Annotated in this window: 28 protein-coding genes and 2 tRNA genes; 16 read left to right on the top strand and 14 right to left on the bottom strand. The window is 63.0% G+C overall.

Annotation, left to right across the window (positions count from 1 at the left end):
- Window positions 1-109: 109 nt before the first annotated feature.
- The 3 genes from NKH59_RS09520 to NKH59_RS09510 all read right to left on the bottom strand — a co-directional run bounded on the left by NKH59_RS09520 (window position 110) and on the right by NKH59_RS09510 (window position 2,520).
- Window positions 110-1,501 carry a TolC family outer membrane protein gene (locus NKH59_RS09520; RefSeq protein WP_353021611.1) on the bottom strand — a complete coding sequence of 464 codons (1,392 nt, stop codon included), beginning with the start codon at window positions 1,499-1,501 and terminating at the stop codon, window positions 110-112.
- Between the two features lie 187 nt (window positions 1,502-1,688).
- Window positions 1,689-2,357, bottom strand: a complete 669-nt coding sequence (locus NKH59_RS09515; protein WP_352470404.1) for a protein-L-isoaspartate O-methyltransferase family protein — start codon at window positions 2,355-2,357, stop codon at window positions 1,689-1,691.
- 89 nt (window positions 2,358-2,446) lie between these two features.
- Window positions 2,447-2,520, bottom strand: a tRNA-Cys gene (locus NKH59_RS09510).
- Between the two features lie 217 nt (window positions 2,521-2,737).
- Here NKH59_RS09510 and NKH59_RS09505 point away from each other — a divergent pair.
- Complete coding sequence (locus NKH59_RS09505; protein WP_352816856.1) at window positions 2,738-2,938, top strand: hypothetical protein; 201 nt, start codon at window positions 2,738-2,740, stop codon at window positions 2,936-2,938.
- A gap of 64 nt (window positions 2,939-3,002) precedes the next feature.
- Here NKH59_RS09505 and NKH59_RS09500 read toward each other — a convergent pair whose 3' ends face one another.
- Complete coding sequence (locus NKH59_RS09500) at window positions 3,003-3,263, bottom strand: hypothetical protein (RefSeq protein ID WP_023676401.1); 261 nt, start codon at window positions 3,261-3,263, stop codon at window positions 3,003-3,005.
- A 220-nt stretch (window positions 3,264-3,483) separates the two neighbouring features.
- Here NKH59_RS09500 and NKH59_RS09495 point away from each other — a divergent pair.
- A tRNA-Asn gene (locus NKH59_RS09495) sits at window positions 3,484-3,558 on the top strand.
- A gap of 257 nt (window positions 3,559-3,815) precedes the next feature.
- On the opposite strand, the gene NKH59_RS09490 is transcribed toward NKH59_RS09495, so the two are convergent.
- Window positions 3,816-4,721 carry a LysR family transcriptional regulator gene (locus NKH59_RS09490; RefSeq protein WP_352539727.1) on the bottom strand — a complete coding sequence of 302 codons (906 nt, stop codon included), beginning with the start codon at window positions 4,719-4,721 and terminating at the stop codon, window positions 3,816-3,818.
- 186 nt (window positions 4,722-4,907) lie between these two features.
- On the opposite strand from NKH59_RS09490, the gene NKH59_RS09485 reads away from it, so the two are divergent.
- From NKH59_RS09485 to NKH59_RS09460, 6 genes are all read left to right on the top strand, one after another.
- On the top strand, window positions 4,908-5,135 hold the full coding sequence (locus NKH59_RS09485) for a hypothetical protein (protein WP_352470377.1): 228 nt from the start codon (window positions 4,908-4,910) through the stop codon (window positions 5,133-5,135).
- A gap of 50 nt (window positions 5,136-5,185) precedes the next feature.
- Entirely contained in the window at window positions 5,186-6,232 is a 1,047-nt protein-coding gene (locus NKH59_RS09480) for an alpha/beta hydrolase (RefSeq protein ID WP_352614028.1), read from the top strand.
- Window positions 6,233-6,298: 66 nt separating this feature from the next.
- Complete coding sequence (locus NKH59_RS09475; protein WP_352470375.1) at window positions 6,299-6,502, top strand: cyclophilin-like fold protein; 204 nt, start codon at window positions 6,299-6,301, stop codon at window positions 6,500-6,502.
- Between the two features lie 879 nt (window positions 6,503-7,381).
- Window positions 7,382-7,867, top strand: a complete 486-nt coding sequence (locus NKH59_RS09470) for a (2Fe-2S)-binding protein (protein WP_352539766.1) — start codon at window positions 7,382-7,384, stop codon at window positions 7,865-7,867.
- Window positions 7,864-8,853, top strand: a complete 990-nt coding sequence (locus NKH59_RS09465) for an FAD binding domain-containing protein (protein ID WP_352539725.1) — start codon at window positions 7,864-7,866, stop codon at window positions 8,851-8,853. The genes NKH59_RS09470 and NKH59_RS09465 overlap by 4 nt, the downstream gene beginning before the upstream one ends.
- The gene (locus NKH59_RS09460; RefSeq protein ID WP_352470372.1) at window positions 8,850-11,111 is read left to right on the top strand and encodes a xanthine dehydrogenase family protein molybdopterin-binding subunit; all 2,262 of its coding nucleotides are present in this window, start codon (window positions 8,850-8,852) and stop codon (window positions 11,109-11,111) included. Before NKH59_RS09465 ends, NKH59_RS09460 begins: the two co-directional genes overlap by 4 nt.
- Here NKH59_RS09460 and NKH59_RS09455 read toward each other — a convergent pair.
- Entirely contained in the window at window positions 11,050-12,249 is a 1,200-nt protein-coding gene (locus tag NKH59_RS09455; protein WP_352539724.1) for an amidohydrolase, read from the bottom strand. The two genes, NKH59_RS09460 and NKH59_RS09455, sit on opposite strands and share 62 nt — an antisense overlap.
- Before the next feature lie 89 nt (window positions 12,250-12,338).
- On the opposite strand from NKH59_RS09455, the gene NKH59_RS09450 reads away from it, so the two are divergent.
- A complete protein-coding gene (locus NKH59_RS09450; protein ID WP_352539723.1) occupies window positions 12,339-13,169 on the top strand; it encodes an AraC family transcriptional regulator in 831 nt (276 codons plus the stop codon).
- A gap of 69 nt (window positions 13,170-13,238) precedes the next feature.
- Window positions 13,239-13,670 carry a cupin domain-containing protein gene (locus tag NKH59_RS09445; RefSeq protein ID WP_352539722.1) on the top strand — a complete coding sequence of 144 codons (432 nt, stop codon included), beginning with the start codon at window positions 13,239-13,241 and terminating at the stop codon, window positions 13,668-13,670.
- A 55-nt stretch (window positions 13,671-13,725) separates the two neighbouring features.
- On the opposite strand, the gene NKH59_RS09440 is transcribed toward NKH59_RS09445, so the two are convergent.
- The 3 genes from NKH59_RS09440 to NKH59_RS09430 form a co-directional block, all read right to left on the bottom strand.
- Window positions 13,726-14,172, bottom strand: a complete 447-nt coding sequence (locus tag NKH59_RS09440) for a nuclear transport factor 2 family protein (protein WP_352539721.1) — start codon at window positions 14,170-14,172, stop codon at window positions 13,726-13,728.
- Window positions 14,173-14,319: 147 nt separating this feature from the next.
- Window positions 14,320-14,661, bottom strand: coding sequence for a nuclear transport factor 2 family protein (locus tag NKH59_RS09435; protein ID WP_352539720.1), 342 nt, complete (start codon window positions 14,659-14,661; stop codon window positions 14,320-14,322).
- A 138-nt stretch (window positions 14,662-14,799) separates the two neighbouring features.
- Window positions 14,800-15,708, bottom strand: coding sequence for a LysR family transcriptional regulator (locus NKH59_RS09430; RefSeq protein WP_352539719.1), 909 nt, complete (start codon window positions 15,706-15,708; stop codon window positions 14,800-14,802).
- Between the two features lie 169 nt (window positions 15,709-15,877).
- Here NKH59_RS09430 and NKH59_RS09425 point away from each other — a divergent pair, with 169 nt between their 5' ends.
- Window positions 15,878-16,576: a type 1 glutamine amidotransferase domain-containing protein gene (locus tag NKH59_RS09425; protein ID WP_352539718.1), complete on the top strand. Its 699-nt coding sequence runs from the start codon at window positions 15,878-15,880 to the stop codon at window positions 16,574-16,576.
- Between the two features lie 237 nt (window positions 16,577-16,813).
- Here the strand turns inward: NKH59_RS09425 and NKH59_RS09420 are convergent, their stop codons facing one another.
- From NKH59_RS09420 to NKH59_RS09410, 3 genes are read right to left on the bottom strand one after another with little or no spacing between them, the layout of a single operon-like run.
- Window positions 16,814-17,368 carry a nuclear transport factor 2 family protein gene (locus tag NKH59_RS09420; protein WP_352539717.1) on the bottom strand — a complete coding sequence of 185 codons (555 nt, stop codon included), beginning with the start codon at window positions 17,366-17,368 and terminating at the stop codon, window positions 16,814-16,816.
- Complete coding sequence (locus tag NKH59_RS09415; RefSeq protein WP_352539716.1) at window positions 17,365-18,348, bottom strand: alpha/beta hydrolase; 984 nt, start codon at window positions 18,346-18,348, stop codon at window positions 17,365-17,367. Before NKH59_RS09415 ends, NKH59_RS09420 begins: the two co-directional genes overlap by 4 nt.
- A gap of 59 nt (window positions 18,349-18,407) precedes the next feature.
- Window positions 18,408-18,911 (bottom strand): nuclear transport factor 2 family protein, encoded by a 504-nt coding sequence (locus NKH59_RS09410; RefSeq protein WP_352539715.1) that lies wholly within the window; start codon window positions 18,909-18,911, stop codon window positions 18,408-18,410.
- Window positions 18,912-19,039: 128 nt separating this feature from the next.
- Here NKH59_RS09410 and NKH59_RS09405 point away from each other — a divergent pair, with 128 nt between their 5' ends.
- The gene (locus tag NKH59_RS09405; protein ID WP_352539714.1) at window positions 19,040-19,948 is read left to right on the top strand and encodes a LysR family transcriptional regulator; all 909 of its coding nucleotides are present in this window, start codon (window positions 19,040-19,042) and stop codon (window positions 19,946-19,948) included.
- Between the two features lie 27 nt (window positions 19,949-19,975).
- Here NKH59_RS09405 and NKH59_RS09400 read toward each other — a convergent pair whose 3' ends face one another.
- The gene (locus NKH59_RS09400; RefSeq protein ID WP_352470362.1) at window positions 19,976-20,431 is read right to left on the bottom strand and encodes a carboxymuconolactone decarboxylase family protein; all 456 of its coding nucleotides are present in this window, start codon (window positions 20,429-20,431) and stop codon (window positions 19,976-19,978) included.
- 241 nt (window positions 20,432-20,672) lie between these two features.
- Between NKH59_RS09400 and NKH59_RS09395 the strand changes: the two genes are divergently transcribed.
- Window positions 20,673-21,437: a copper homeostasis protein CutC gene (locus NKH59_RS09395; RefSeq protein ID WP_352539713.1), complete on the top strand. Its 765-nt coding sequence runs from the start codon at window positions 20,673-20,675 to the stop codon at window positions 21,435-21,437.
- 19 nt (window positions 21,438-21,456) lie between these two features.
- The gene (locus tag NKH59_RS09390) at window positions 21,457-21,954 is read left to right on the top strand and encodes a GNAT family N-acetyltransferase (RefSeq protein ID WP_352470358.1); all 498 of its coding nucleotides are present in this window, start codon (window positions 21,457-21,459) and stop codon (window positions 21,952-21,954) included.
- 19 nt (window positions 21,955-21,973) lie between these two features.
- Here NKH59_RS09390 and NKH59_RS09385 read toward each other — a convergent pair whose 3' ends face one another.
- A complete protein-coding gene (locus tag NKH59_RS09385; RefSeq protein ID WP_352470357.1) occupies window positions 21,974-22,996 on the bottom strand; it encodes an acyltransferase family protein in 1,023 nt (340 codons plus the stop codon).
- Between the two features lie 369 nt (window positions 22,997-23,365).
- Here NKH59_RS09385 and NKH59_RS09380 point away from each other — a divergent pair, with 369 nt between their 5' ends.
- Together NKH59_RS09380 and maiA are read left to right on the top strand one after the other, a co-directional pair.
- Window positions 23,366-24,076, top strand: coding sequence for a fumarylacetoacetate hydrolase family protein (locus tag NKH59_RS09380; protein WP_352470356.1), 711 nt, complete (start codon window positions 23,366-23,368; stop codon window positions 24,074-24,076).
- Window positions 24,073-24,723 carry a maleylacetoacetate isomerase gene (gene maiA / locus NKH59_RS09375; protein ID WP_352500892.1) on the top strand — a complete coding sequence of 217 codons (651 nt, stop codon included), beginning with the start codon at window positions 24,073-24,075 and terminating at the stop codon, window positions 24,721-24,723. Before NKH59_RS09380 ends, maiA begins: the two co-directional genes overlap by 4 nt.
- The last annotated feature ends 25 nt before the right edge of the window (window positions 24,724-24,748 follow it).

Raw genomic sequence — 24,748 nt, 5'->3', positions numbered from 1 at the left:
GGCTTGCGAGAATCCCCAATCTGGCGACATCTCGGATTTCAACAGATTAGGGTCGGGAGTTGAAAGCCCGCGCGTCGTTCGAGCGCGGGCTGAAAACACGGCCTGGCGATCAGCGGCCGTCCGGCGTGCGCAGACCGATCCACTTGTCCTTGACGGCGTTGTAATGCTCTTCGGGCCTGTACTTCGTCACGTTGAGCGCAAGGCGGTCTGCCGACAAATGGCCAACCGCCGAGAGGATGGCATAGCTCGCCACCACCACGTCGCGTTCGGCGCTGACAAGATTGATCTTGGCGGTGATGAGGGTCGCCTGCGCGTTGAGCACGTCGAGCGTGGTGCGCTGGCCGACATTGCGCTCTTCGATGACGCCGTTCAGGGCAAGCTGCGCGGCGGCGACCACCTGCCGGTTGGCCGTGACGCTTTGCTGCGCGGCGGTGTATTGCGACCATGCCGAGGTCACCGCCTGGCGCACGGTGTCGCGGCTGACATCGACCTCGATACGGGCCTGGCTAAGTGATTCCTTTGATTGGCGAACCAATGCCGAGGTCCGGCCGCCGGAATAGATCGGTATCGTCAATGTCGCGCCGATGTTCGCCGAATTGGTTACGCCATCCTGTGTCGAGGAGAGCGAGCCGGGCGCGGTGCCGCGATAGGCGCTCGAAACACCCGCCGACGCCGAGAGTTGCGGCAGCAGCGCGCCTTCGGCAGACTTCACCGAAAACGCCGCCGCGTCGACCAGATGCGCGGTGGCGAGGATGGCCGGATGCTCGGCCGATGCGATCGCGATCGCTGCATCGAGGCTCGACGGCAACAGCTTCGACACCGGCGAAGCCGGCCTGAGCCTGCCCGGCTCGTCGCCGACGATCTGGCGATAGGTCGCGGCGCTTGCCAGCGCCGGGGCGCGGGCGGCGCTCAACTGCGCCACCGCGGAGGCACGCTGGGCGTCGGCTTGCGCGACGTCGGTGCGGGTACCTTCGCCGACCTCGAAGCGCGAACGCGCCGCACGCGCCTGCTCGGTCAGGAATTGCAGGTTCTGTTCGGTCAGCACGGCGACCTGACGGTCGCGGATGACGTCCATATAGGCGCTTGCCGCGTTGAAAAGAGTGTTTTCTTCGGCGTTGCGCAGGCTTTCGAACGAAGCGCGGACCCGCGATTCGGCGGCCGCCACATTGTTCCTGGTCTGAAAACCGTCAAACAGCGTCTGGTCGATCTCGACGCCAAAGTTGCCGGTGGTCAACGAGATGTTTCGGTGCAACAGGTTGCTGTGGCTGGCGGTATAATCAATACTTCCGGAACCGGTGATGGTCGGGCGCCAGCCGGACTTGGCGATGGCAACGCCCTCGTCGGTGACGCGAACGCCGGCGCGTGAAGAATTGAGAGAGGAATTGTTCTGATAGGCCTTTGAAAGTGCCCCGAGAATGGTTTCGGCCGAGGCGGCCATTGGAGAAAGCGCGGTCGCCGAAACGAGGACAGCGGTAAAAAGCAACTTGCGTACAGACGGCACGTTATATTCCCTCATTCGTTTTGCACGGGAACTGCGCCACGCTGGCTTCTCCTTCTGATCAGCCGGCGCCGCGTTTTTTATCGTTCCCCCGCTGAAAGCCCCCAAGAAACACCCGGTTATGCAGATCAGCAACGATTGTTCAAACGCAAGCGATCATGACAGCGCCTTCGCTGCAAGGCAAAATCACTCAGAATTCGAAGGCGGGAATGCGTTCGAATCCCGGTAGTGGCTTAATTGCCGCATTAAATGCGCGTCTTCCCGTTACAACCCCTCCAGTCTTAAAAAAAAGCCGGGCTACGCCCGAATTGCCCTGCCCTTCAACGGCGACGAGTCGGCCGCCTTCGGCAAGCTGGTCGAACAGCGCCGCTGGCACCTCGCCGACGCTGCCGCCGATCAGGATGACGTCGTAAGGCGACTTCTCTGCGTGGCCTTGCGGCAGCGGCCCGTGGACCACCGTGACATTGCCGCAACCCAGCGCCGCAAGCGTCGAAGTGGCGGTCTCGGCCAGCGCCGGATCGCTTTCCAGCGCCACCACGGACCTTGCCAGCCGCGACAGGATCGCCGCCGCATAGCCGGTGCCGCAGCCGACATCGAGTGCCGAATCGCTTGGGCCGATATCGGCCAGCTGCATCAGCTTGGCCAATGGCGACGGTTCCATCAGATAGCGCGGACCGTCGGCCGTATCGGCGATGCGGATGTCCTCGTCGATATAGGCAAGGTCACGCTGGCCGGCGCCGACAAAGGCCTCGCGCGGCACGACAAGCATCGCCTCGAGCAGCGGTGCGCTGGTCACGTCGGTGGTGCGGATCTGGCCGTCGACCATCTTCACCCGGCGTTCGGCAAAATCAGCGCTCATGTTCCAACCATCCGCTTGCCGCGCAAAGGCCGCGGCTGTTTCGACCGGAACTGAAGCCCCCTGGCGCTGACGCGCGGGAGCTCGGGCATTGGAGGCCTCGCCCGGAATCGAACCGGGGTGCAAGGATTTGCAGTCCTCTGCGTAACCACTCCGCCACGAGGCCTCATTGCTCCCGGCGTTCCACCCGGCTCCAATAGGTTGCGGCGAAAATGCCGTCAAGCGGCCACCATGCATTCCCAACGGTTCCTCGACCTTCCATGCCCTGCCTTATCAACGCAATGCCCATCTTAGCAATAACATATTAGCTTATCGTTAAGCATGATTCTGGGCGACGGGAACCCGAAACCGGCGGCCACGTTGGGCAAAGAGGAGGCTCCGCCATGCGTCGAGCAGCTACGAAGGACAGCACGTCGCGCGGATTGTCGCAGTCTGCAGAGCTTGTGCGCTATGCCATCGACCGCCTCAGCATAGAAGGCGCAAACACCCTGCCGCCGCGCGACCGGGCGCGGCTGGCATCGGCTACCGCCGTTCTCAAGGAGCTTTGCGAACGTCTGGAGAGCTGCTTCGACCAACCTCGGTAAACGTATGGGCGGACGACGCCGCTCGCCGACATATGGCAGGCTGGCGGCCGTCAGCGGGGCAATCTCAGTCAGGCCGGCGCCGTCGCTCCCACCAGACGACGAAGCGGCGCCGATGACGACGCACCAGGGCAAATTCGTAGGAGAGCACCAGCAGTCCGATCGGTACCATCCAGAAACCCAGGATCGGCAGGAAGCCGAGAATGCCGCCGATGATCAGCACAACGCCGATCGCAATCCTGAGGCCGCGCGAGCGCGGCATGGTGAACTGGCGGCCGAAGACCGAGATTTTCCGGGCCGGTGGCTGTTCGTCGCTCATTGCCGTCATGTGAAATGTCGATCCGTTTGCATCAGTAGCACCATCAGCCGGAGAAAGCCGCAACGGCCTTTTCTGTTCCTTGACATGCGAGAGACAGCTCATATGAGGGCGCTCGCCGGCCATTGCCAGCAAGCCTCGCGCCAAAAAGCATCGAAAAAATGCGAAATGCTTCTTTGCAAAGCCGAAACGGGTTTGCTATAGGCTGCCCCACTCACGCAAGAGCCTCTGTTCCCCGGTAGCTCAGTGGTAGAGCAACCGGCTGTTAACCGGTTGGTCGCTGGTTCGAATCCGGCCCGGGGAGCCAACATCTACGCTGCGGTGCGATGCGGCCGCGGACCTATTCAATTTCCCTGTAGGATCATGCGCTTCGCTCCAGCCGGCGCGATGGGGAAGAAAGTTGTGGCCAACCTTCGCGCAAGCATCGACGCGATGTTCTGGTTATAACTAACGCTTCGAGTTGGATACCGGACCTCGACCTATGCCTTTCCTGCTGCGCCTATCGAGATTCAGGAATGAGCCGCTATCGACCACGCCCCTGAGTACAATATGACGAAGGGAACATCACGATCCCGACGGATCCCGATGCCGCAACGCGTCGACAATGATCTTGAACGCAGGAAGGTTTTGGCGGCGGCTCGGATAATAGAGAAAATAGCCATCGAAGAAGGGTGACCAGTTGTCGAGGACCTTCACCAGCAATCCTGAGACGACGTGCCGCTCCACGATGTTCTCGGGAACATAGGCGATGCCATAGCCACTCACTGCAGCGTCGATCATGGCGTAGGAGTTGTTGAAGGTAAGTTGACCGTCCACACGGACACGCAGCGCCTGTCCATCCTTCTCGAACTCCCATGCGTACAGACCACCGGCGGTTTCGTGACGCATGTTGATGCAGACGTGCCGGACCAGATCCTGCGGATGCACAGGCACGCTGTGCGCCGCGAAGTATCGCGGCGAAGCCACGGCGACTAAGCGCCAGTCCGGGCCGATGCGGACCGCGATCATGTCTTTCTCGACGCTCTCTCCAAGCCGGACACCGGCATCAAAACCTTCCTCGACAATGTTGCGGAAGGTGCTGTCCAGGATCAGTTCGACGCCGATGTCGGGATAGCCGCTGAGGACCGGCTTAAGCTTCGGCCAGACGACGCTTTCGAGCGCGTGGTCGGACAGGGTCAACCTGATCGAGCCTGACGGCTTTTCGCGGAGCGCCATCAGCGCTGTGATCTCGTCTTCGATTTCACCAATGCGCGGGGTGATCGTCTGTAGCAGCCTTTCGCCCGCAAAGGTCGTCGCGACATTACGCGTCGTGCGGGTCAGAAGGCGTATGCCCATGCGTGTTTCGAGCTGCTTGATCGTGTGACTGAGCGTCGATTGCGCGACGCCGAGCTTTGCCGCCGCCTTGGTGAAGCTGCGCTCTTCTGCGACAGCCTGAAACCACGTCAATTGGTTGAGATCGGTTCTGGCCATGACGTTTCTCTCTCCGTCGCTTGCAGCGGATTATTCGATATGGTCGATAGGTTCATGCCGATTTATAGGGGTAATCGCTTTATGGCAAAACCATTAGGTTTGCACTGCAACAATGCATTACCGCGATGTCGGTGATTTGGATGACATGGATGTCGCAAAATGCGGCCGAGGCCGCCGGCAGGCCTGATGGTCGCGGCGATCCAGGCTTCGATCCTTCTGGGCGCGGTAGTCGGAGGGGTGCTGCTGTATGGTCTGACGATCTCCGCGATCTTCATCGGCAGCTTGGTTCTGGCCGGCTTCGCAATCGCGCTGATCGGCAACGGTCGGCGTCTGCTCAAACTCGAAGAGGACTGGCCAAAGTGGCGAGTGGTTCAATTCCAACCCAAACTTACAGGAGATCGGAAATGCCTTTGAATACCCCTGATACGAAAATACCAGCGCGTGAAATCCACCGGCGGGAGCTTTTGAAGCTGACCGGCTCCGGCATCGCCGCCTTCAGTGGGGCGTCACTCTTCAACTTTCCCTTCGCAAAGGCTCAAGACATGTCAAACGGTGCAAACAATTTCTATACAAGCGGTCAGGTGACGCTGGAGAAAGTGACCTTCAAAAGCCAATACCAGATGAATATTGCGGGAAATCTGCTCGTTCCCAAGAACCTCGACCGCAATGCACGTCATCCGGCCATCGTCGTCGGCCATCCAATGGGCGCGGTGAAAGAGCAAAGCGCGACCCTCTATGCCACCAAGATGGCCGAGCAGGGCTTCATCGCCATGGCGATCGACCTGCCATTCTGGGGCGAGAGCGGGGGCGAAGCCCGACAGATCGTTTCGCCGGATGTCTATGCCGAGGCGTTCAGCGCGGCGGTGGACTTCCTCGGGACACACGCGTTCGTGGACCGCAACCGCATTGGCGCGATTGGTGTCTGCGGCAGCGGCAGCTTCGTCATCAGCGCCGCCAAGATCGACCCGCGCATGCGCGCCATCGCCACGGTCAGCATGTATGACATGGGCGCGGCGAACCGAAACGCACTCAATCACTCGCTAAGCGTCGAGCAACGGAAGCAGATCATCGCGGCGGCCGCCGAACAGCGCTACTCCGAGTTCGAAGGCGGCCAAATCCAGTATACGGGCGGCACTGATCTCGAACTGACCGCGTCGACGCATCCCATCCAGCGCGAGTTCTACGATTTCTATCGGACACCCCGCGGAGAGTTTACCCCGGCGGGTGTCTCCGACCAGATAACGACTAAGCCGACGCTGACCAGCAACGTCAAATTCATGAACTTCTACCCGTTCAATGACATCGAGACGATCTCGCCGCGCCCAATGCTGTTCATCAGCGGCGATCAGGCGCATTCGAGGGAATTCAGCGAGGAAGCCTACAGACTGGCAGCCGAGCCCAAGGAACTGGTTTGGGTCCAGGGCGCCGGTCACGTCGATCTCTACGACCGTGTGGACCTGATTCCGTTCGACAGGCTTACCAGCTTCTTCAATCAGCACCTCTCCGCGTGACTGACGAGATGGAGCCTGTGTTTGCTGGGGCGGGCTCCATCTGCCTAGAAAACGGAGGAATGACCCGTGCTGAAATCACTGCTGAGCGCTGGCGTTATCGCATTTGGAATGGTTGGACCCAGGATGGCTCAAGAACGTATTCGCATTTCATCAGACTGGGGCGAGGTCACGGCCGATCTTGCCGATAACGAAGCCGCAAAATCTCTTGCTCAGATGTTGCCGCTTACCATTGAGATGAGCGACCACCTTCGCCAGGAAGAAGACCGGTAAATCTACCGGCTCCATTTCCGGAACAGACACGGCAGCGCGACTTCTCGGTCGGCACGCTCGGGCTGTGGAGTTCCGATCATTTCGTGATCTGCTATCGGAATGGTCGCGTCCCGTCGCCCGGCATCGTGTGCTCGGGAAGGTCGCCGGCGATGTTTCGAGCTTTGATCGTCCCGGTTCCGTCACGGTGAGAATTGAACGTGCTGGCTGAGGCGTGTGCAGCGCGGTGGCATCACGGGAAACAGCGGCATAAGCCGGGTGCGGATTTCGACAGCGCCTGCCCTGCGGTCACAGACGCCATGACCGGCATGGAGCACCTCCTTGCCACCGCGGCGATCCGCTCCCTGATTTCCCTCGTGATCGTACTGATCCCCAGGCCGCGTTCAACACTGCCGCGCGATACCGTCCCTAGCCGACCTTCACGAGCAATCCTCCTCGGCCCGCCGGCAACGAGTAGCGCCTCAGTGCGATCACGGTCACGTTTCGTTTCCTGTGCGCTTGCGGCGAATCCTGGCGTCGTCCGATCGCGAACTCGTAGTTCTCAGCTTCATCTTTCATTTGCCGGACGACATTGCCAGTCGCAAGGCCGCCCTGCCCTGGAAAGCCGCCTGCCCTAGATTGGACAGCGGCGCGGCAATGTTCCCAATGTAGGCCGCCCAAGCCAACCTGAATGACGGGAATTACGGAATTACGGTGACACTTTTTGCGGCGGCATTCAGGGCGTTTCCGCCGCAAATCTCAAATGCGCGTTTTTTAGCCTTCCCTGACCGGCAGCGCCTTTTCACCGGAATTGACCGCCCTATTTCGCCTCGACAGGTGGGTGGCTGCTTGCTGGACGAGTCCCTTGCGGCGAGTACGGCATGTGCTTCGAGGTACCCCCACATGAACTTCCACGATCGGCACCTATTGAGGTTGCGGGTGAACGGAGAGGATCACAGCCTTTCCGATCTCGATCCCCGCGTCACGCTGCTCGACCTGCTGCGCGAGCGGCTTCATCTGACCGGAACGAAAAAGGGATGCAATTTCGGCGAGTGCGGCGCCTGCACCGTGCATCTCGACGAACGGCGTGTGAATGCCTGCATGATACTTGCCGTGTCCTGCGAGGGACGCGAGGTCACGACGATCGAAGGGCTGGCAGACGGCGACGCGCTTCATCCCGTGCAGCAGGCGTTCATCGATCATGATGGTTTCCAGTGCGGATTCTGCACGCCCGGCCAGGTGATGTCGGCGGCGGCGCTGATCGAGGAGGGACATACCGGCTCCGATGCCGAGATCCGCGAATGGATGAGCGGCAATCTGTGCCGCTGCTCCGCCTATCCGCAAATCGCCGAGGCGGTGCGCGCGGCGGCCGGGAGGGTGAGCCAATGACCCCATTCGTCTACGCGCGCGCCGACAGCCTGGGCGACACGATCGCGGCCGGTGCCGCGCCGGACAGCGCCTTTCTCGCCGGCGGCACCGAATTGCTCAATTGGCTGCGCCTTGGAATTGCCGGGCCGGCGCGGATCATCGATATCTCCCGCCTCGATGGGCTGGATCAGATCGAGGCACTGCCCGGCGGCGGCTTGACGATCGGCGCGCTGACGCATCTCAACGATGTCGCGCAGCATCCGCTGGTGATGCGCGATTATCCCGTATTGAGCCAGGCGATCCTCAACGCGGCGTCGCCGCAACTGAGAAATCTCGCAACGATAGGCGGCAATCTGCTGCAGAAGACGCGCTGCGCCTATTTCCGTGCCGAAGAGCAGCTGCCATGCAACAAGCGTCAGCTCGGCTCCGGCTGCTCGGCATTGCATGGCATCAACGACAATCACGCAATCTTCGGCTGGACCGAGGATTGCGTCGCCACCCAGCCATCCGACCCGGCGGTGGCGCTGGCAGCACTTGATGCGGTCATCGTCACCGCGCACCGCAGCGGCGGCCGGCGCATTCCGGCAACGGAATTCCACCTGCTTCCCGACACGCGGCCCGAGGCGGACAATGTGTTGCAGCAAGGCGAACTGATTACGGCAATCGAGCTGCCGGCGCCGGCGCCGCGATCTGCCTACCTCAAGGTGCGCGAGCGCGAATCCTACGAATACGCCATCGTCTCCGCCGCCGCTGTACTGGAGATGGACGGCCAAACCATTCGTCGGGCTGCCCTGGCGCTGGGGTCCGTCGCGCTGCGGCCGTGGCGGCTGAGCGCCGCCGAGGAGCAGCTCGCCGGCGCCGAAATCGGCGATCGCGAGGCGTTGAGCACCGCTATCGAGCAATCCTTCGCCGAAGCGCGTCCCTTGTCGCAGAACGCCTACAAGATCGAACTGGCCAAGACCGCCGCTTTGCGGGCGATCGAAAGAGCAGCGAGGATGCCGTCATGATGATCAGCCAGCCTGTTGCCCGCCCTGACGGCGGCGCCAAGGTGACCGGCCGCGCCCGCTATGCGGCCGACTATTTCGCCCCCGACCTGCTCTATGCGGTACTCGTGACCGCGCCCGTTCCGGCCGGCCGCGTGACGTCGATCATGGTCGACGACGCGCTCGCCGAGAAGGGCGTCGTGCGTGTGCTCACGCATGAGGACATGCCCAAATTCGGCCGGTTCGCATCGCCGAGGGCCGAGCCCGATACGCAGATGCAGCAGGCCGAAGGCCCGCCGGCCGCGCAGAGCTTCATGCCCATGCAGGGCGACGAGATACGTCACGAGGGTCAGCCGCTTGCCATTGTGCTGGGCGAGACGCTGGAGGCGGCGGAGGCCGGCGCCCGCCGCGTCGCATTGCGCTACGAGTTCGCCGAGCCGGAATTGCCGGCACCGCCGGAGTGGACCGCCATCGACAAGGCTGCGGTCGTGCCGAGGGAGAGCGGCTTCCTGTTCCTGGAGCCGACGTTTACGAAGGGCGAGGTCGACCGCGGGCTTAGCGACGCCGCCGCCACGGTCGAAGCCGTCTATTTGCAGCCGTCGCGCCATCACAACGCCATGGAGCCCTCGGCGACGCTCGCTGAGTGGAATGACGGAGAGCTGACGCTGCACGATGCCACGCAGCACGTCTACGGTGTCCGCCAGGTGCTTGCCGCCCGCATGAATGTCCCGGCCGAGAAGGTCCGCGTGATTTCCCGCCATACCGGCGGCGGCTTCGGCGGCAAGGGCTGGATCTGGCCGCATCAGGTGCTGGCCGCCGCCGCCGCGCGCATCATGCAGCGCCCGGTCAGGCTGGCGCTAAGCCGCGCCAACGCCTATTCCTGTCTCGGCTATCAGCCGCGCATGGCGCAGAAGATCGTGCTGGCGGCGGACAGCTCGGGCAAGCTGACCGCCGTGCAACAGGACGTGATCAACCTGACCACCGTGAGCGACGATTTCGTCGAGTTCGCCACCGAAGCCTCGAAGGGTCTCTACGCCACGCCGGCGATGCGTCTCAGCCAGCGCGTCGAGCGCGCGAACGTCGCCATGCCGACGGCGCTGCGCGCGCCGGTCGAGGGTCCAGGCACGTGGGCCCTCGAAAGCGCGATGGACGAGCTCGCCCACCGCCTGGGCGTCGATCCGCTCGACCTGCGTCTGATCAACCATGCGGACACGGATCCGGCCACCGGCCAGCCCTGGTCATCGAAGAAGCTGCGCGAGGCCTATGAGGAAGGCGCCCGCCTGTTCGGCTGGCGCGAGCGCCCGCGCAAGCCGCAACGCGACGGCGATTGGCTGATCGGCTACGGCATGGCGACCTGTACCATGGGTTGTTTCCGCCACCCGACGCCTGCAGCCGAGGTCAGGCTGCACAGGGACGGCACGGTGCTCATCCGCACCGGCACGCAGGACATAGGGACCGGAACACTCACCATCTTTCCGCAGATCGCAGCCGACGTGCTGGGCCTGCCGATGGAGAAGATCGAGTTGGAAATGGGCGATACGCAGCTGCCGGAGGCGGGACCGACCTATGGCTCGTCATCGACCATGGGGGTGGGCGCGGCGGTGCTTGCCGCAGCCGAAGATGCGCGTTCGCAGCTTGCCCGTCTTGCCAATCTGCTGCCGGACGAGGTGGAGATGCAGGACGGCAAGATTCGCCGCAGGGGCGCTGCCGGCGGTCAGACGATCGCCGATGTGATGAGCCATACCGACATCGGCGAGATCGTCGGCTCCGGCTCGTTCGATCCGGCGCAGCATGGCAAAGGCCTCGCCATGCGCACTTTCGGCGCGATTTTCATGGAGGTCGGCGTCGATCCGGGGCTCGGCCTGCTCAGGCTCCGTCGCGCCGTCGGCAGCTACAGCGCCGGCCGCATCGTCAATCCCCGCACCGCACGCAGCCAGATGACGGGCGGCATCATCTGGGGCTGGGGCATGGCGGCCATGGAGCAGAGCAGGCACGAACCGGTGCTTGGGCGGTTCCTGTCGAAGAACCTTTCCGGGGTCGCCATTCCGGTCAACGCCGACATTCCCGGCGACATCATAATCCACTTCGTCGATGAGGTGGACGAGCATGCCAGCCCGATCGGCGGCAAAGGCATCGGCGAACTCGGCGCCACCGGCGTTGCCGCTGCTGTTGCCAACGCCGTCTTCGACGCCACAGGCAAGCGGATCCGGGAGTTGCCGATCACGCCGGAAAAACTGCTGTCGAAGGATCGGCCCGCGGAAGCGTCTGCTCGACCAGGTTGACGTAATAGCGCATCACCGTCGGCACGATCTCGTCGTTGAAAACGTAGCGGTCGCCATGCAGGCCTTTGCCCGGGCCAGCCTCGCCGGCGCCGATCCAGGCATAGCAGCCGCCGGCGTCGCGGATCATGAAAGCGAAATCCTCGCAGCCGAGACTGGGGCTGAACTCGGTCAAGACATTCTCCCGGCCGACGACGGGGGCGGCGGCCTCGACGGCGCGGGCCGTCGCATCCGCCGTATTGATCAGCGGCGGATAGCCCTTCCTGTAGTCGAGCCTGGCCTTGAGCGAATGCGCGGCGGCAATACCTTGTGCGATCTCGCCGATCAGCCTCTCGCAATGGTCGGAAAGGCCTTGCTCGAAGAAGCGGCAGGTGCCTTGCAGCCAGACCTTGCCCGGCACGATGTTGCCGACATTGCCGCCATGGATCTGCGTGATGCTGACGACAAGCGCGCTCTGCGGGTCGACCGAGCGGCTGACGATGCGCTGGACGGCTTGCACGAAGGCGCTGGCGGCCAGGATCGGGTCGTCGCCGAGCTGCGGCATCGCGGCATGCGCGCCAAGACCCTCGAAGGTCAGCTCGAAATTATCGACGGCCGCCATTTGCGGCCCGACGCGGGCGGCGATCGTCCCCAGCCTGAAGCCCGGCCAGTTGTGGACCGCATAGACCGCCTTGACCGGAAAGCGCTTGAACAGGCCGTCCTCGATCATGCGCATGCTGCCTCCCTCGTTTTCCTCGGCTGGCTGGAAGATGAAAGTGACGGCGCCGTCGAAGGCGCGCGACTCGCTAAGCAATTTGGCGGCGCCGAGCAGCATCGCGGCGTGGCCGTCATGGCCGCAGGCGTGCATCACGCCCTCTTGCCTCGAAGCATAGGACAGGCCGGTTTTCTCCAGCACCGGAAGCGCGTCGAGCTCGGCGCGAAGGCCGATAGCGCACGTTCCAGCGCCGCTGCGCAGGACACCGACGACGCCGGTGCCGCCGATCCCTTCATGCACCTCATCGACGCCGAAGGAGCGCAGCTTCTCTGCAACGAAACGCGCCGTTTCGTATTCATTGAATCCGAGCTCCGGATTGGCATGGATATGGTGCCGCCAGCCTATGACCTCTGGTGTCAGCGCGGCGATGGGGTCATTATGCAGCATGATGCCTCCTTTCACGCCGGCAAGGCGGCGCGGTTTGATCCTGCCAGCCATAGAAGGCCGGACGAGAAGCGTCTTGAACCGGATTGACCATGGCAAGGACAAACGAAGCGGCAGAGACCGGGAAATTCTGGCGCCATCCGTGCTTCCCCGACCTTGGTCTGTTTAAGGCGCGCTTCACCCGGCACCGTTACGACCTGCACACGCACCCGACCTATGTGGTCGCCCTGATCACCTCCGGCTGCGAACGCATTCGCATCGGCCGCCAAAGCGTTCTCGCTCCGGCAGGCACCATTGCCGTCGTCAATCCCGAGGAGTGGCATGACGGCGAACGCGGCGCGGACGAAGGCTGGGCTTACCGGACGTTTTATCCTTCGGTGCCGCTGATGACCGCGCTTGCCCGCGAACTCGGCCGGGACGGCGCTCCAATGTTTTCGCGCGCGACGATCGAAGACAGCAGTCTCGCCGCGGCATTGATGGCAGCACACCAGGGCTCGACATCCCCGGAAACAATGACGGCCGAGACGTCCCTGCTCGTGGCGCTGCGACGGCTGATCGTTCGGCATGGCGGCTCGAGCGGACAGGCCGAAGAGATCGAAAGCTCAGGATCGCAGCGGAGGTTTTCGCTCTGTCGCGACCTTATCGAAAGCGAACTTGGCTCGCAGCTCGACCTCAAGCGGCTTGCCGGCGTGGCAGGCGTGACCCGGTTCCAGGTCATCCGCGACTTCAACAAGGCGATCGGCCTGACGCCGGCGGCCTATATCCGGGACCGGCGATTGCGCCGGGCGAGCGCGCTGATCGAACAGGGATCTGGCCTCGCCGACGCCGCTATCGCAGCAGGTTTCGCGGACCAGAGCCATCTGTCCCGTACATTCCGGGCTATGCATGGCATGACGCCAGGCATGTTCAGAAGAGCGGGATAAGGCGCTCCCCAACAGACAAGCTTGCGCACCAATGCGTGCTGCGCGATGCTGACGCAGCCTGGGGGAATCATGCGAAAAATCTTGGCGCCGACGCTGCTGCTCGCGGCTGCACTGTTTGCAAACAACGCCCAGGCGCTGGATGCCGGCGGGACGCCGGTTGTCGTGACCCCGCTTGCCTCTCGCACCGAGACCGCGTCCGGCCAGCCGATCACGCTGCCGCAGAACAACGTCCAGGTCCTGGTCTCGGCCTATCAGATCGCGCCGGGCGCGACCTTGCCGGTCCACAAGCATCCGTTTCCGCGCTATGCCTATGTCGAGGCCGGCACGCTTCAGGTCACCAATGTCGAGACCGGCAAGAGCAACACCTATCAAACAGGTGATTTCATCATCGAGATGATCGGGCAATGGCATCAGGCGACCAATGTCGGCGCCGACCCGGTCAAGCTGCTGGTCATCGACCAGGTCGAAGAAGGCACCAAGAACACCGTGTTGCGCCAGTAGCTGCCAGGTCTGAGAACGGCGTCCGGGGCGGATCCAGCACAGCGCGTAACAGACGTCAGAACGCGAACCCCTCCGGCAAATTGTGATTCCAATAGCCTTCCTCGACCAGTTCACTTATGCGCCAGCCCTCGGACGTGCGTACGACGCGGTCTCGATACCAAAGCCCCTGGAAGAAGACCTGCCTTTTGCCTTCGCCGAGGTCTACCACCATCGGGCATGAACAATGCACGCGCGCGCTGGCCTCGTCCCCTCGGAGATCCAGAAGGATTGTCGAAATGGCGTGCTGCGAGATCAATATCTTGGAAAGGGCGCCTTTCATGTAAGCAACATGCTCATCCACACCGCTCCTGATTCCACCTGTTACAGTGTCGTCAAGCAAGGCATCGGGTGTGAATATTTTGCGATAGGCTTCCCAGTCGCGATCGTCCACCGCATAGCAATAGCGAACAAGCAGCTGTTCGATCTCAAGCCTATCGGAAACCTCCTGCAATGAAAGGGTCATGTCCTGTCTCCGCGGTTGGCGGCACTAATGCCGCATGCGCCAAGCCTGCCCCGACATTTCGATCAATATTCACGTTGCCGATGCTCCGAGCAACCTCGCCGCGCGATTGGGCCTGCGCAAACCCGAACACTCATTTGGCCTTCGCCTTTACCCGGTCGGCCGCAGCGGCCAGAACGGCGCGATCCCCCTCTTCGTACAAGCGGCGGATGGAGATTGCCTTGACGCGCCAGCCTTCCGGCGTCCGCACCAGCCGGTGGAGATACTGCCGCCGACCGTCCAGAACCTGGCACCGATCCAGTGGGCTGCGCGGACATGGCTGCGTGCAACCGCGTCATTGCCCGCGCCTTCGACAATGATGTTGGTGATGAGGTGCTGGGTGGCGTCGAAGCCCGGCAGCAGCCCTTGCCACTGCGCGATCAGCGCGTCGCTGCCGCTGGTCGCGGCTTCGCCGCCGAAGAGGCTGGTATAGTCGGTCGTGACGGACAGCACTTAGTTGGCGGCATGGTGCGACCCTAGCTGCCGCTTGCTGATAGCTCGGGCAAGTCCGGATCTGGTGCTCGGCATACGGCACGATGAATGGCCCGGTTTGGCCTTTGCGGACATCAACGCGAATACAAGAAAGCCGTCTTAGGTCTCCGACGTCATTTCTTTTGCCAATTCGCCGATCATCGAACGCAACCACATGTGGGCTGGGTCGTGGCGGTAGCGAATGTGCCAAGCCATCTGCACTGGAAAAGTGCCGAGGTCGACGGGCGCCGGTAGTATCTTCAGGCGCGGATCCCTCTCAAGGCTGCGGCAGATCAGTCTCGGCAGCGTTGCGCAGTAATCCGTGACGGCAAGCATCTCTGGTACGGCCAGGAAGTGCGTGACAGAAAGGGCAATCTCTCGCTTGAGGTTTTGTTGCTCCAATGCCTGGAAGAGGCCCGCCCGCAGCCGGCCCGGCGGGAGCACGTTCACGTGCTTGAGCCTTTCATACTGTTCTCGGGAAATATGGTCTCGAACGTCGGGATGATCCTTGCGCACCGCGCAGGCGAGCCCATCGTCCATAAGATGCTGGACGACAAGATTGCCCGGCGGATCGACGATCCGGCCAATCACCATGGCCGTGGTACCGGAAATGACGCCGGTCTCGGCGAGATCGTTGCCAAATGCTGTCATGCGGAGCTTGATACCAGGCGCCAGCTCACGCGTCCTCGCGACGAGGGCCGGCATCAACACAAGCTCCACGTAACTGTTGGGGGCAAGCGTGAACAGCCGTTCGGCCTTTGCTGGCTGAAACTCCTGCTGGTTCAAAATGAGATCGTCCAGTTGCGCCAGCGCTGCTTCGATCGTCGGAGCGATCTCCTCGGCCAATTGCGTCGGCTTTATGCCATACCTTTCCCGGATGAATAGCGGATCCCGGAGGGTGTCGCGCAGGCGGTTCAACGAATTGGACAGCGCCGGCTGGGTGATGCCCAGTCGCGCTGCTGCCCGTGTCACGCTCCGCTCTTCCATCAGGGCCAAGAAAACCGGGAGCAGGTTCAGATCGTATCTCATCGAGATATAATCTCGACATGAATATATAAAATAAATGAAATAAATTTCTGAAATACATGGGCAGGTGCCATTATCCGTGCATCGACAGGCCGACGCGGCCGATTGAGCTCCAAATCAACCAACTACGACGCCTCATCGGCGCGGCATCACCTGAGAAAAGGATCCGACAATGAAAGTCCTGATGGTACTCACCTCCCACGACACTCTCGGTAACACCGGCAAGAAGACCGGCTTCTGGCTCGAGGAACTGGCAGCCCCCTACTACGTCTTCAAGGACGCCGGCGCCGAGATCACCCTCGCCTCGCCGAAGGGCGGCCAGCCGCCTCTCGATCCGAAAAGCGACGAGCCTATGTTCCAGACCGACCTTACACGGCGCTTCAGTGCTGACGAGGTTGCCAGGGCGCAGCTCGCAGAAACCGTGCGCCTGGACAGTGTCGACCAGAAGGACTTCGACACGGTCTTCTACCCCGGCGGCCACGGCCCGCTGTGGGATTTGGCCGAAGATCCGAATTCGATCAAGCTGATCGGATCCTTCATCGCGGCCGGCAAGCCGATCGCCCTCGTTTGCCACGCACCGGGCGTTCTGCATCGCGTGACCAGTCCCGACGGCACGCCGTTTGTGCAGGGACGCTACGTCACCGGCTTCACCAATAGCGAGGAGGAGACCGTAGGTCTCACGAATGTCGTGCCGTTCTTGGTCGAGGACGAGCTGATCAGCCTCGGCGCGGTTTTCTCCAAGGTCAAGGACTGGGGCGTCCACACAGTCGTCGATGGCCAGCTTATCACGGGTCAGAACCCAGCATCATCGAGCGAGGCAGCTGAGGCGCTGCTAGGCGCTTTGAGCCAGAGGAAGAGCAAGACCGCCTGAGCGGTCTGGAACAACCGTGATCTGCCGACGGCTCGCGTCGGCGGATCAACTTCAGAACCCGCTACAGTCTCAAGCCTATCGGAAACCTCCTGCAATGAAAGGGTCATGTCCTGTCTCCGCGGTTGGCGGCACTAATGCCGCATGCGCCAAGCCTGCCCCGACATTTCGATCAATATTCACGTTGCCGATGCTCCGAGCAACCTCGCCGCGCGACTGGGCCTGCGCAAACCCGAACACTCATTTGGCCTCCGCCTTTACCCGGCCGGCAGCGGCGGCCAGAACGGCGCGATCCCCCTCTTCGTACAAGCGGCGGATGGAGATTGCCTTGACGCGCCAACCTTCCGGCGTCCGCACCAGCCGGTGGAGGTAGCTGCCACCGACCGTCCAGAACCGCCCGCCGATCCAGTGGGTTGCGCGGACATGGCTGCGTGCGACCGCGTCATTGCCCGCGCCCTCGACGGTGATGTTGGTTATGAGGTGCTGGGTGGCGTCGAAGCCCGGCAGCAGCCCTTGCCACTGCGCGATCAACGCGTCGCGGCCGCTAGTCGTGACCTTGCCGCCGAAGAGGCTGGTGTAGTCGGTCGTGACACGGGCTGCGAGATAGGATCTGACCCGGTTCCATTCACGCAGATCGGCATAGAGGCCGATCCCGGCAATCGCCTCGGCGATTGCGATCCTGTCTTTGACCGTCAGCGCATCTCCCGGAGCGCTCGAGGCGGGCGCCGAGACGGCGGAAATCATCGCAGCGGAAACCGCCGAGGCCAGGACATGCCGGCGCGTGACGAGGCTCATTGTCCCGCCTCCCCCGCACTGCCCAGCGTCGCGCGGAAGTGCGCGGCGACGGCATCGCTTGCGGCCTCCACCGGCGCGGCACGATCGTAGAAATCGAATTGGGTGACGTTGTCGAGCCACAGCTCCCGCCTGGAACTGTTCAGCCGCGTGTAGAATTTGTGCGCCCCCTGCGGAATGGCAGCCGCCTCGCTGTGCACCATCAAAAAAGGCTGGCGCAGGCGCGGAGCAGCCTGGATGGCGTCGAACGTCAGCCAGCCGCGCCAGAACGCCGGATCGGCCTCGTTGCGCCAGGCCGGGATCATGCCGCGATCGGGTTCGGTGTAGTAAGGCACCTTGAACATGATCGCGCGCTCGTCGGTCAGGCTCGCGGCCGGAAGGAATGCCTGTCTGCCGGTGCGGCGATATTCCGCCTCTGCCGCATCGCTCGTGGCTTCAAGCCTGGCGACGCCATGCCTGCCGCCATAGGCCTGCTCGACCACTTCGGCATCCTGTAACCAGGGCGCAACGAGGGCGACCGATTTGATCGCCGCGTTTTCGGCGGCGGCGGTGACCATATAGCCGGAGCTGGCGCAAATGCCGAGCCCGCCGATGCGGTCCTGATCGGCTTCGGGCCGGCTCGAGAGATAGGCGACCGCCGCTTCGATGTCGGCGATCTTGGCCCTAGGATCCTCGTACTGGCGGCGTAGGCCGCCGCTTTCGCCCCAACCGCGAAAATCGAAGGTCAAGGCGACGAAGCCACGATCGGCCATCTCGCGGGCGTAGCGGGCCGGCATCTGTTCCTTCACCGTCATCCAGGCGCCGGTCACGACCAGCGCCGGCCGAGGTTTTGCCGCGTCCATATCCTCCGGCAGATAGAGCTCGCCGACAAGCTGCTCACCATGCGAGGAGAATGTGACGTGCTCGACGCGCGGTGCGGCGACGGCATTGGTGACGGCGAGCGCGGCGGTGGTTGCTACGGCAAGTGTCAGGGTTTTAAACATCGCAAGTCTCCTTTGGCTTGGAGTGAGAAGCGCTGCGCGTTGCGAGAAAGACCGCCGTCTCAGCGCTCGCCAGCCAGTCGGCCGGGCAGCGGCTTCAGCGGGTAATGCGCCCAGTAGAAAGCGTCCGACTGGTACATGTCGGTCAAAAAATTCTGTGCCTCGGCGATCTTGCCGTCCTTGATGCGGAACATCAGCGCGTAGAACTGGTCGATCTCGGGACCTGAGCCGACATTCGACCAGCCGCGATGGACGTCGACAACGAGGTCGCCTTGCGCCTGGAAGAAGATCGGCTCGGCCTTGAACTTGCCATCGGCCAGGCCGCGGAAGAAGGCGACCACCTCGTCCGGCCCGCGCTTGTCGCCGGCGAGCGGATGATGGCCGGGAATGCGCCACACGATGTTGGGCGCGAGGAAGGGCCGCACGGCCTCGGGATTACCGGTCGCGTAAGCTGCGTAATAGCCTTTGATGAGCTGGATATTGCGGTCTTCCAGTGGTCCGCTGTGCGCCGGGGCGGCAGACACCGCCAGAAGAGTGCCGGCGGCGAGTAAAGCAAGCCTGGTCATCGGTCCTGTCTCCTTGCCTGTTCGAGCCGTTCCCAACACCGAGGCCCGTTCGTCAGACCCAACATGACGCCTTTCGTTCGCCGGAAAAACCGGTAGAATTCGACAGGGCTATTTGGAAAATCCTTACAATGCGCCTCGACCAGTTCAGCGGCATCGTCGCCTTCGTCAAAGTCGCCGAGGCCAAAAGCTTCACCCGCGCCGCCGCCGAGCTCGGCGTCGCTCCGGCCTCGTTAAGCGAGGCGATCAAGGGGCTCGAGGAGCGCCTGGGGGTGCGGCTGCTCAACCGGACGACCCGCAGCGTTGGCTTGACCGAAGCTGGCGCTGAATACCTCGACCACGTGCGCCCGGCAGCCGAAGATATCTGGGCGGCTGGCGCGGCACTGCGCGAAGCTCGCGACCGTCCCGCCGGCACGCTGCGCCTCAGCCTGCCGTGGATCGCCGCGCCGCTGCTGATAGAGCCACTGATGCGGCCGTTCATGGATGCTTATCCCGAAGTGCGGCTTAGTCTGATTTTCGACGACAGCTTCGTCGACATCGCCGCCGAGGGCTTCGATGCCGGCCTGCGCATCGGCGAGCTTCTCGAGAAAGACATGATCGGCGCGCGTCTGGGCGGGCCACTGCAGATGGTCGTGGTGGGTAGCCCCGATTATCTGGCGCGCAAAGGCACACCGAAGCGGCCGGCCGACCTCGCCGCCCATCGCTGCATCGCATTCGCCCTCACCCGCACGCGCGCGATTTCGCCCTGGGAGTTCACCGTGGATGGACGCGAAGTCGCATTCACGCCGGACGCATGTCTGGTCGTGAACACACTTCCGCTGTGCATTACCGCCGCCGCGCAAGGGCTGGGCCTCGCCTTCGCCGTCGAGGGCCTCGCCGCGCCGCTTCTCGCCTCAGGCGCGCTGGTCAAGGTGCTGGAGCCTTTCTGTCCCGCTTACGAGCCGCTCCACCTCTATTATCCGAGCCGCCGCCTGGTACCGCCGAAGCTGCGGGCCTTCATCGACTTCGTCCGCGCGAATTCGTACAAGCTGCGGATCTGAAGTGGCTTTTCGAGAACCCGGCCCCGTTCAGCCCCAGGCGCCGACCATCTGCCTGGTGGTTGCGTTGAGCCGGTTGAATGCGTTGATCAGGGCAATCTGGACGACCAGGGCGGCAAGCGCCTTTTCGTCATAGTGCCGGGCGGCCTCGTCCCAGACTGCATCCGGCACCGGATCCGGCCGATCGGCCAACCGGGTTGCCGCCTCGGTCAGTGCCAGCGCGGCGCGTTCGGCGTCGGTGAAGTAGGGTGTCTCCCGCCATGCGGACACGGCAAAGATGCGCTCGTCCTTCTCGCCGGCCTTCTTCAATTCGCGCGCATGCATATCGACGCAGAGGCTGCATCCGTTGATCTGGCTGGCGCGTAAATGGACGAGCTTGCGCGTCACATATGACAGGTCGGCCGTCTCCGTCGACTTGTCCAGCGCGAGCAGTGCCTGCAAGGCGCCGGGAATGAGCATCACCGGGTTTTTCAACCGTGCTTGCATGGTGGTCTCCTTAGGCGTGTTTCTGCCGGCCGCACATTTAGCTTTCGGTCGGCTGTGCTGTTAATCAATCAATAACTCGCTAGCTATGAATCGACATATAGCTGAACGGTTATGGATATGTCAAGCGGCAAAATTGGAGCACCGCCGGCCGCCCTGTCGCGTGTTGAGCCAACAGTTCCGGCTTTCATCGCACCATGCCCGATGCTACCGCTGGGCAGCTGAAATCATCGACGGATCGCCTATGATCGAGACCGAACGCCCTCGCCTGCCGCTGATCGAGATCTGCGTCGAAGGCATAGACGGCCTGCTGGCCGCGCAAGCCGCAGGCGCCGACCGTGTCGAGCTCTGTGCCAGCCTGATCGAGGGCGGCATCACACCGAGCTTCGGCACGGTGCACACGGCGCTCGAGCTGGCGACGATCCCCTTCCACGTCATCGTGCGGCCGCGCGGCGGCGATTTTCTCTATGGCGAAGCCGAATATCGTTCGATGCTCGCCGATGTCGGCGCGCTTGCCGAGCTCGGCGTCGCCGGTGTCGTCGTTGGTTGCCTCACTGCCGACGGCACCATCGACGAACAGCGCATGAGCGAATTGGTTAAGGCGGCGGGAAACTTGAACGTCACCTGCCACCGCGCCTTCGACATGACCCGCAATCCGACAGAGGCGCTGGAAGCGCTGATCCGCTGCAAGGTCGGCCGCGTGCTGACCAGCGGCCAGCGCGACACGGCGCTCGAGGGCGCTGACCTGCTCGCCGATCTTGTCAGGCAGGCCGGCGACCGCATCATCATCCTCGGCTGCGGCGGGCTTGATCCCGAGAACATCGGCAAGGTGCGGAGGAAAACCGGGTTGAGCGAAATGCACTTCGCCGCGCTCAAGGACGTGCCGAGTGCCATGCGTTACCGCAACCCGAAAGTCGGCATGGGCGGCACCGACCTCGACCGCGAATACCGCAACACCGTGACCGACGAGGCGCTGGTGGCGGCGACCATCGCAGCCGCCCGGCTGTGATCCTGGAAGATCGAACAACATGATCGAAGTGCGTTTGCCGATCGAACGGGTTTCGCCGCGTGATGAGTCCGCAATCCTCGCGCTCAACAACGAGCATGCCGCCGAATTGTCGTGGCTCGAACCCGAGCGCCTGTCCTTCCTGCTCGCCGAAGCGTTTTACACGCGCCGCATCGGTACGCTCGAAGCCTTCATCATGACCTTCGACCAGGACGCCAGCTACGACAGCCCGAACTTCCTGTGGTTTCGCCAGCGTTACCCGCGGTTCGTCTATGTCGATCGCGTCGTGGTCGCCGCCGCAGCGCGCGGGCGCGGCCATGCCCGCCGGCTGTACGAGGATCTGTTCGAGCAGGCGTCACGCGCGGGCCAGGCGATCGTCACCTGCGAAGTCAATGCCGAGCCACCCAATCCGGCTTCGGACGCCTTCCATGCCGCACTCGGCTTTGCGGAAGTGGGCGACGCGGTAATCCACGGCGGCAGGAAAGCCGTGCGGTATTATGCAAGACGGATCGCCGGCTGAACGGCGGGCGCCGTACGCCCTACCAATTGCGGTTCAGCCAGGAGCGGGCCGGCTTTTCGATGATGTAGTAGCTGCACAGCGCGCAAGCGAACGCCGCCGCAAGCATCAACCACGGCGAACTGCCTTTTATGTCGACGAATTGATAAAAGGGCTGCTGCCAAAGATAGAGCGAATACGACCACAGCCCCAGCATCGTCATCGGCAGGGACGATAGAAACCCGGTCAGATACCGGCTGCCGAAGTCGAGCGAATTGACGGCGAGTGCCAGCAGCGGCACCGCGACCAGATAGTGGATCGGGGTTGGCACGGCAGCCATGAAAAGGAGCACAGCCAGTACTGAGGCCGCCAGGGCGACATGCGGCCCCTTGAACAGCGCCGGCAGCCTGTCGTCGGCCTTGAGCAGGCATATCACCGCCGACAGCAGGATCGAGGCGATGTGCACGTCGGTGCGCCAATAGGTGCCCTCGTAGCCTATTGCGAGCACCCAGTAGGAGATGGCGCCGTTTGCCATGGCCAGCACCGACAATGCACCGAGCAACATGATGACCCGGGACCGCCCCGAGACGACGACGCTGATCAGCGCCAGGATGATATAGGCGTGCTCTTCGACGCAGAGCGACCAGATATGGTCGAGCGCGCCGGCGCGGGTGACGAGAATTCCGGCATAGTTGTAGGTGAACGTCAGCGCCGTCAGCGCCGCCTTCCACTTGAAGGCGATGAATGTGCCGGACAGGGCAACCATCGCGGCGACGACAAAAATCAGCAGTGCCGGGTAGATGCGGGAGAACCGGCGCTTGAAGAATTTCTTCAGCGGATAGTATTCGACAAACAGGATCTCGGCCATCAGCCGGCCGCTGAGCACGAAGAAGAATTCGACGCCCAGGACGCCGAGATTGATGCCGGGAACGGGGAAGAAATGGCCGATCAGCACCAGCGCGATCGACAGGCCGCGCCAGCCGTCGAGATAGGCAAGCCTGGTTCTTGCCGAGCTATCGGCGACAGGCCTGGACACGACAAGACGCGTCGCGGAGATGTCCGTCATGCCGGTCCCTTCATTGAACCTGCGAAAGGCGGGCTGGAGGCCGCATTCCTCCAGCTATATTGCAGCGCACCAGAGCTTTGTGCAAGTGCGAGATAACGACACGCCCGAAGTACGGGGGCGGACCGAAAGGGGGCTGTCACGTCCGTTCCCCGAAACGGTCGACAGTCTCAGGCGTTGGCGGCAGGCGCTGCGCGCCATGGCCAGCCTAACGGCAAATGGTACATCTCCATCTTGGCCGGCAGAGCAAAATGTACCGGTGATTTCCGCGGCACCGTGCGGCAGGCCTGCTCTTCCGCCATCCAATGCCTTGCCCGTTTGCCCAAATCGGCCGAATGTGCCGGCGACATATCCACTGAACTGAGACAGTGCATGACAGACTTCGTCCTTCCCCTGCCCGCAACCCCGTCGGTGGCCGTGGCCGGCTCGCCGGAGCGTTTTGCCGTGCGCCGGATCTTCTGCGTCGGCCGCAACTACGCCGCTCATGCCCGCGAGCTCGGCAATGACGAGCGCGACCCGCCCTTCTTCTTCACCAAGCCAGGCGACGCAGTGGTCGATGCGGCGGTCGGTTCGGGCACGATTATCCCCTACCCGCCGCTGACCCAAAACCTGCATCACGAAATCGAGCTGGTCGTCGCGATCGGCGGAGCCGGCTTCCGCATCCGGCGCGAGCGCGCGCTGGACCATGTCTGGGGCTACGGCGTCGGCGTCGACCTGACTCGCCGCGACCTTCAGGACGAGGCAAAAAAGGCGGCAAGGCCGTGGGACTGGTCGAAAGCCTTCGACCGTTCAGCGCCCTGCGGCCCGCTGGTTCCGGCGCAAAAATCCGGTCATCCCGACAAGGGCCGCATCTGGCTCGCGGTCGACGGCGAGATCAGGCAGGACGGCGACCTCGCCGAACTGATCTGGCCGGTTCCCGACATCGTCTCGATTTGCAGCGAGGCGCTAGAGCTTAAGCCCGGCGACCTGATCTTCACCGGAACACCGGCTGGCGTCGGCGCCGTCGGGCCGGGCGAAAAGATCACCGGTGGCGTCGACGGCATCGGCGAAATCGAACTGACCATCGGCCAACCGATCCGATGAGCGACATCGTCCTCCATAACTACTACCGCTCCTCGACCTCTTACCGGGTGCGGATCGCGCTGGAGATGAAGGGCCTGTCCTACGACTACGTGCCGCATCATTTGCGCCACGGCGAGCATCTCGAACCCGCCTACCTCGCGGTCAATCCGCAAGGGCTGGTGCCGGCACTGGTCCTGGACGACGGCAGGCTACTGACGCAATCGCTGGCGATCATCGAATATCTCGACGAGACCACGCCTGAGCCACCGCTGCTGCCCACGGATGCGCCTGGCCGCGCCCGCGTCAGGATGCTGGCGCAGATGATCGCCTGCGACATCCATCCGGTGAACAATCTGCGCGTGCTGACCTCGCTGCGCACACTGTTCGGCGCCGGCGACCAGGATGTCGTCAACTGGTTCCGGCACTGGGTCAACGAAGGCTTCCAGCCGCTTGAAAAGATTCTGGCTTCCTCGCCCGAGACCAAGACATTCTGCCATGGCGACACGCCGGGGCTGGCCGACATCTGCCTGGTCGCACAGGTCACCAGCAATGCCCGCTTCGGCGTCGACATGACGCCCTACCCGACAATCTCGCGCATCAATGCCGCCTGCACGGCGCTGCCGGCGTTCCAGAAGGCCGCGCCTGAGAACCAGATCGATGCCGAATAGACCGCAAATCGCAGAAGTCATGAGG

It is taken from the genome of Mesorhizobium sp. M0998 (assembly GCF_040318885.1).
Lineage (GTDB): Bacteria > Pseudomonadota > Alphaproteobacteria > Rhizobiales > Rhizobiaceae > Mesorhizobium.
Note: the sequence above shows the minus strand (reverse complement) of the source record. Positions and strands in the feature narration are given on the sequence as shown.

Coding starts and splice junctions, on each gene's coding strand:
- NKH59_RS09410 (WP_352539715.1), bottom strand. CDS start 18,911: ATGACCAGGCTTGCTTTACTCGCCGCCGGCACTCTTCTGGCGGTGTCT.
- NKH59_RS09445 (WP_352539722.1), top strand. CDS start 13,239: ATGCGAAAAATCTTGGCGCCGACGCTGCTGCTCGCGGCTGCACTGTTT.
- NKH59_RS09430 (WP_352539719.1), bottom strand. CDS start 15,708: ATGAGATACGATCTGAACCTGCTCCCGGTTTTCTTGGCCCTGATGGAA.
- NKH59_RS09465 (WP_352539725.1), top strand. CDS start 7,864: ATGACCCCATTCGTCTACGCGCGCGCCGACAGCCTGGGCGACACGATC.
- NKH59_RS09455 (WP_352539724.1), bottom strand. CDS start 12,249: ATGCTGCATAATGACCCCATCGCCGCGCTGACACCAGAGGTCATAGGC.
- NKH59_RS09505 (WP_352816856.1), top strand. CDS start 2,738: ATGCGTCGAGCAGCTACGAAGGACAGCACGTCGCGCGGATTGTCGCAG.
- NKH59_RS09415 (WP_352539716.1), bottom strand. CDS start 18,348: ATGTTTAAAACCCTGACACTTGCCGTAGCAACCACCGCCGCGCTCGCC.
- maiA (WP_352500892.1), top strand. CDS start 24,073: ATGAGCGACATCGTCCTCCATAACTACTACCGCTCCTCGACCTCTTAC.
- NKH59_RS09400 (WP_352470362.1), bottom strand. CDS start 20,431: ATGCAAGCACGGTTGAAAAACCCGGTGATGCTCATTCCCGGCGCCTTG.
- NKH59_RS09380 (WP_352470356.1), top strand. CDS start 23,366: ATGACAGACTTCGTCCTTCCCCTGCCCGCAACCCCGTCGGTGGCCGTG.
- NKH59_RS09390 (WP_352470358.1), top strand. CDS start 21,457: ATGATCGAAGTGCGTTTGCCGATCGAACGGGTTTCGCCGCGTGATGAG.
- NKH59_RS09515 (WP_352470404.1), bottom strand. CDS start 2,357: ATGAGCGCTGATTTTGCCGAACGCCGGGTGAAGATGGTCGACGGCCAG.
- NKH59_RS09395 (WP_352539713.1), top strand. CDS start 20,673: ATGATCGAGACCGAACGCCCTCGCCTGCCGCTGATCGAGATCTGCGTC.
- NKH59_RS09425 (WP_352539718.1), top strand. CDS start 15,878: ATGAAAGTCCTGATGGTACTCACCTCCCACGACACTCTCGGTAACACC.
- NKH59_RS09450 (WP_352539723.1), top strand. CDS start 12,339: ATGGCAAGGACAAACGAAGCGGCAGAGACCGGGAAATTCTGGCGCCAT.
- NKH59_RS09440 (WP_352539721.1), bottom strand. CDS start 14,172: ATGACCCTTTCATTGCAGGAGGTTTCCGATAGGCTTGAGATCGAACAG.
- NKH59_RS09405 (WP_352539714.1), top strand. CDS start 19,040: ATGCGCCTCGACCAGTTCAGCGGCATCGTCGCCTTCGTCAAAGTCGCC.
- NKH59_RS09500 (WP_023676401.1), bottom strand. CDS start 3,263: ATGACGGCAATGAGCGACGAACAGCCACCGGCCCGGAAAATCTCGGTC.
- NKH59_RS09460 (WP_352470372.1), top strand. CDS start 8,850: ATGATGATCAGCCAGCCTGTTGCCCGCCCTGACGGCGGCGCCAAGGTG.
- NKH59_RS09490 (WP_352539727.1), bottom strand. CDS start 4,721: ATGGCCAGAACCGATCTCAACCAATTGACGTGGTTTCAGGCTGTCGCA.
- NKH59_RS09485 (WP_352470377.1), top strand. CDS start 4,908: ATGGTCGCGGCGATCCAGGCTTCGATCCTTCTGGGCGCGGTAGTCGGA.
- NKH59_RS09470 (WP_352539766.1), top strand. CDS start 7,382: ATGAACTTCCACGATCGGCACCTATTGAGGTTGCGGGTGAACGGAGAG.
- NKH59_RS09385 (WP_352470357.1), bottom strand. CDS start 22,996: ATGACGGACATCTCCGCGACGCGTCTTGTCGTGTCCAGGCCTGTCGCC.
- NKH59_RS09420 (WP_352539717.1), bottom strand. CDS start 17,368: ATGAGCCTCGTCACGCGCCGGCATGTCCTGGCCTCGGCGGTTTCCGCT.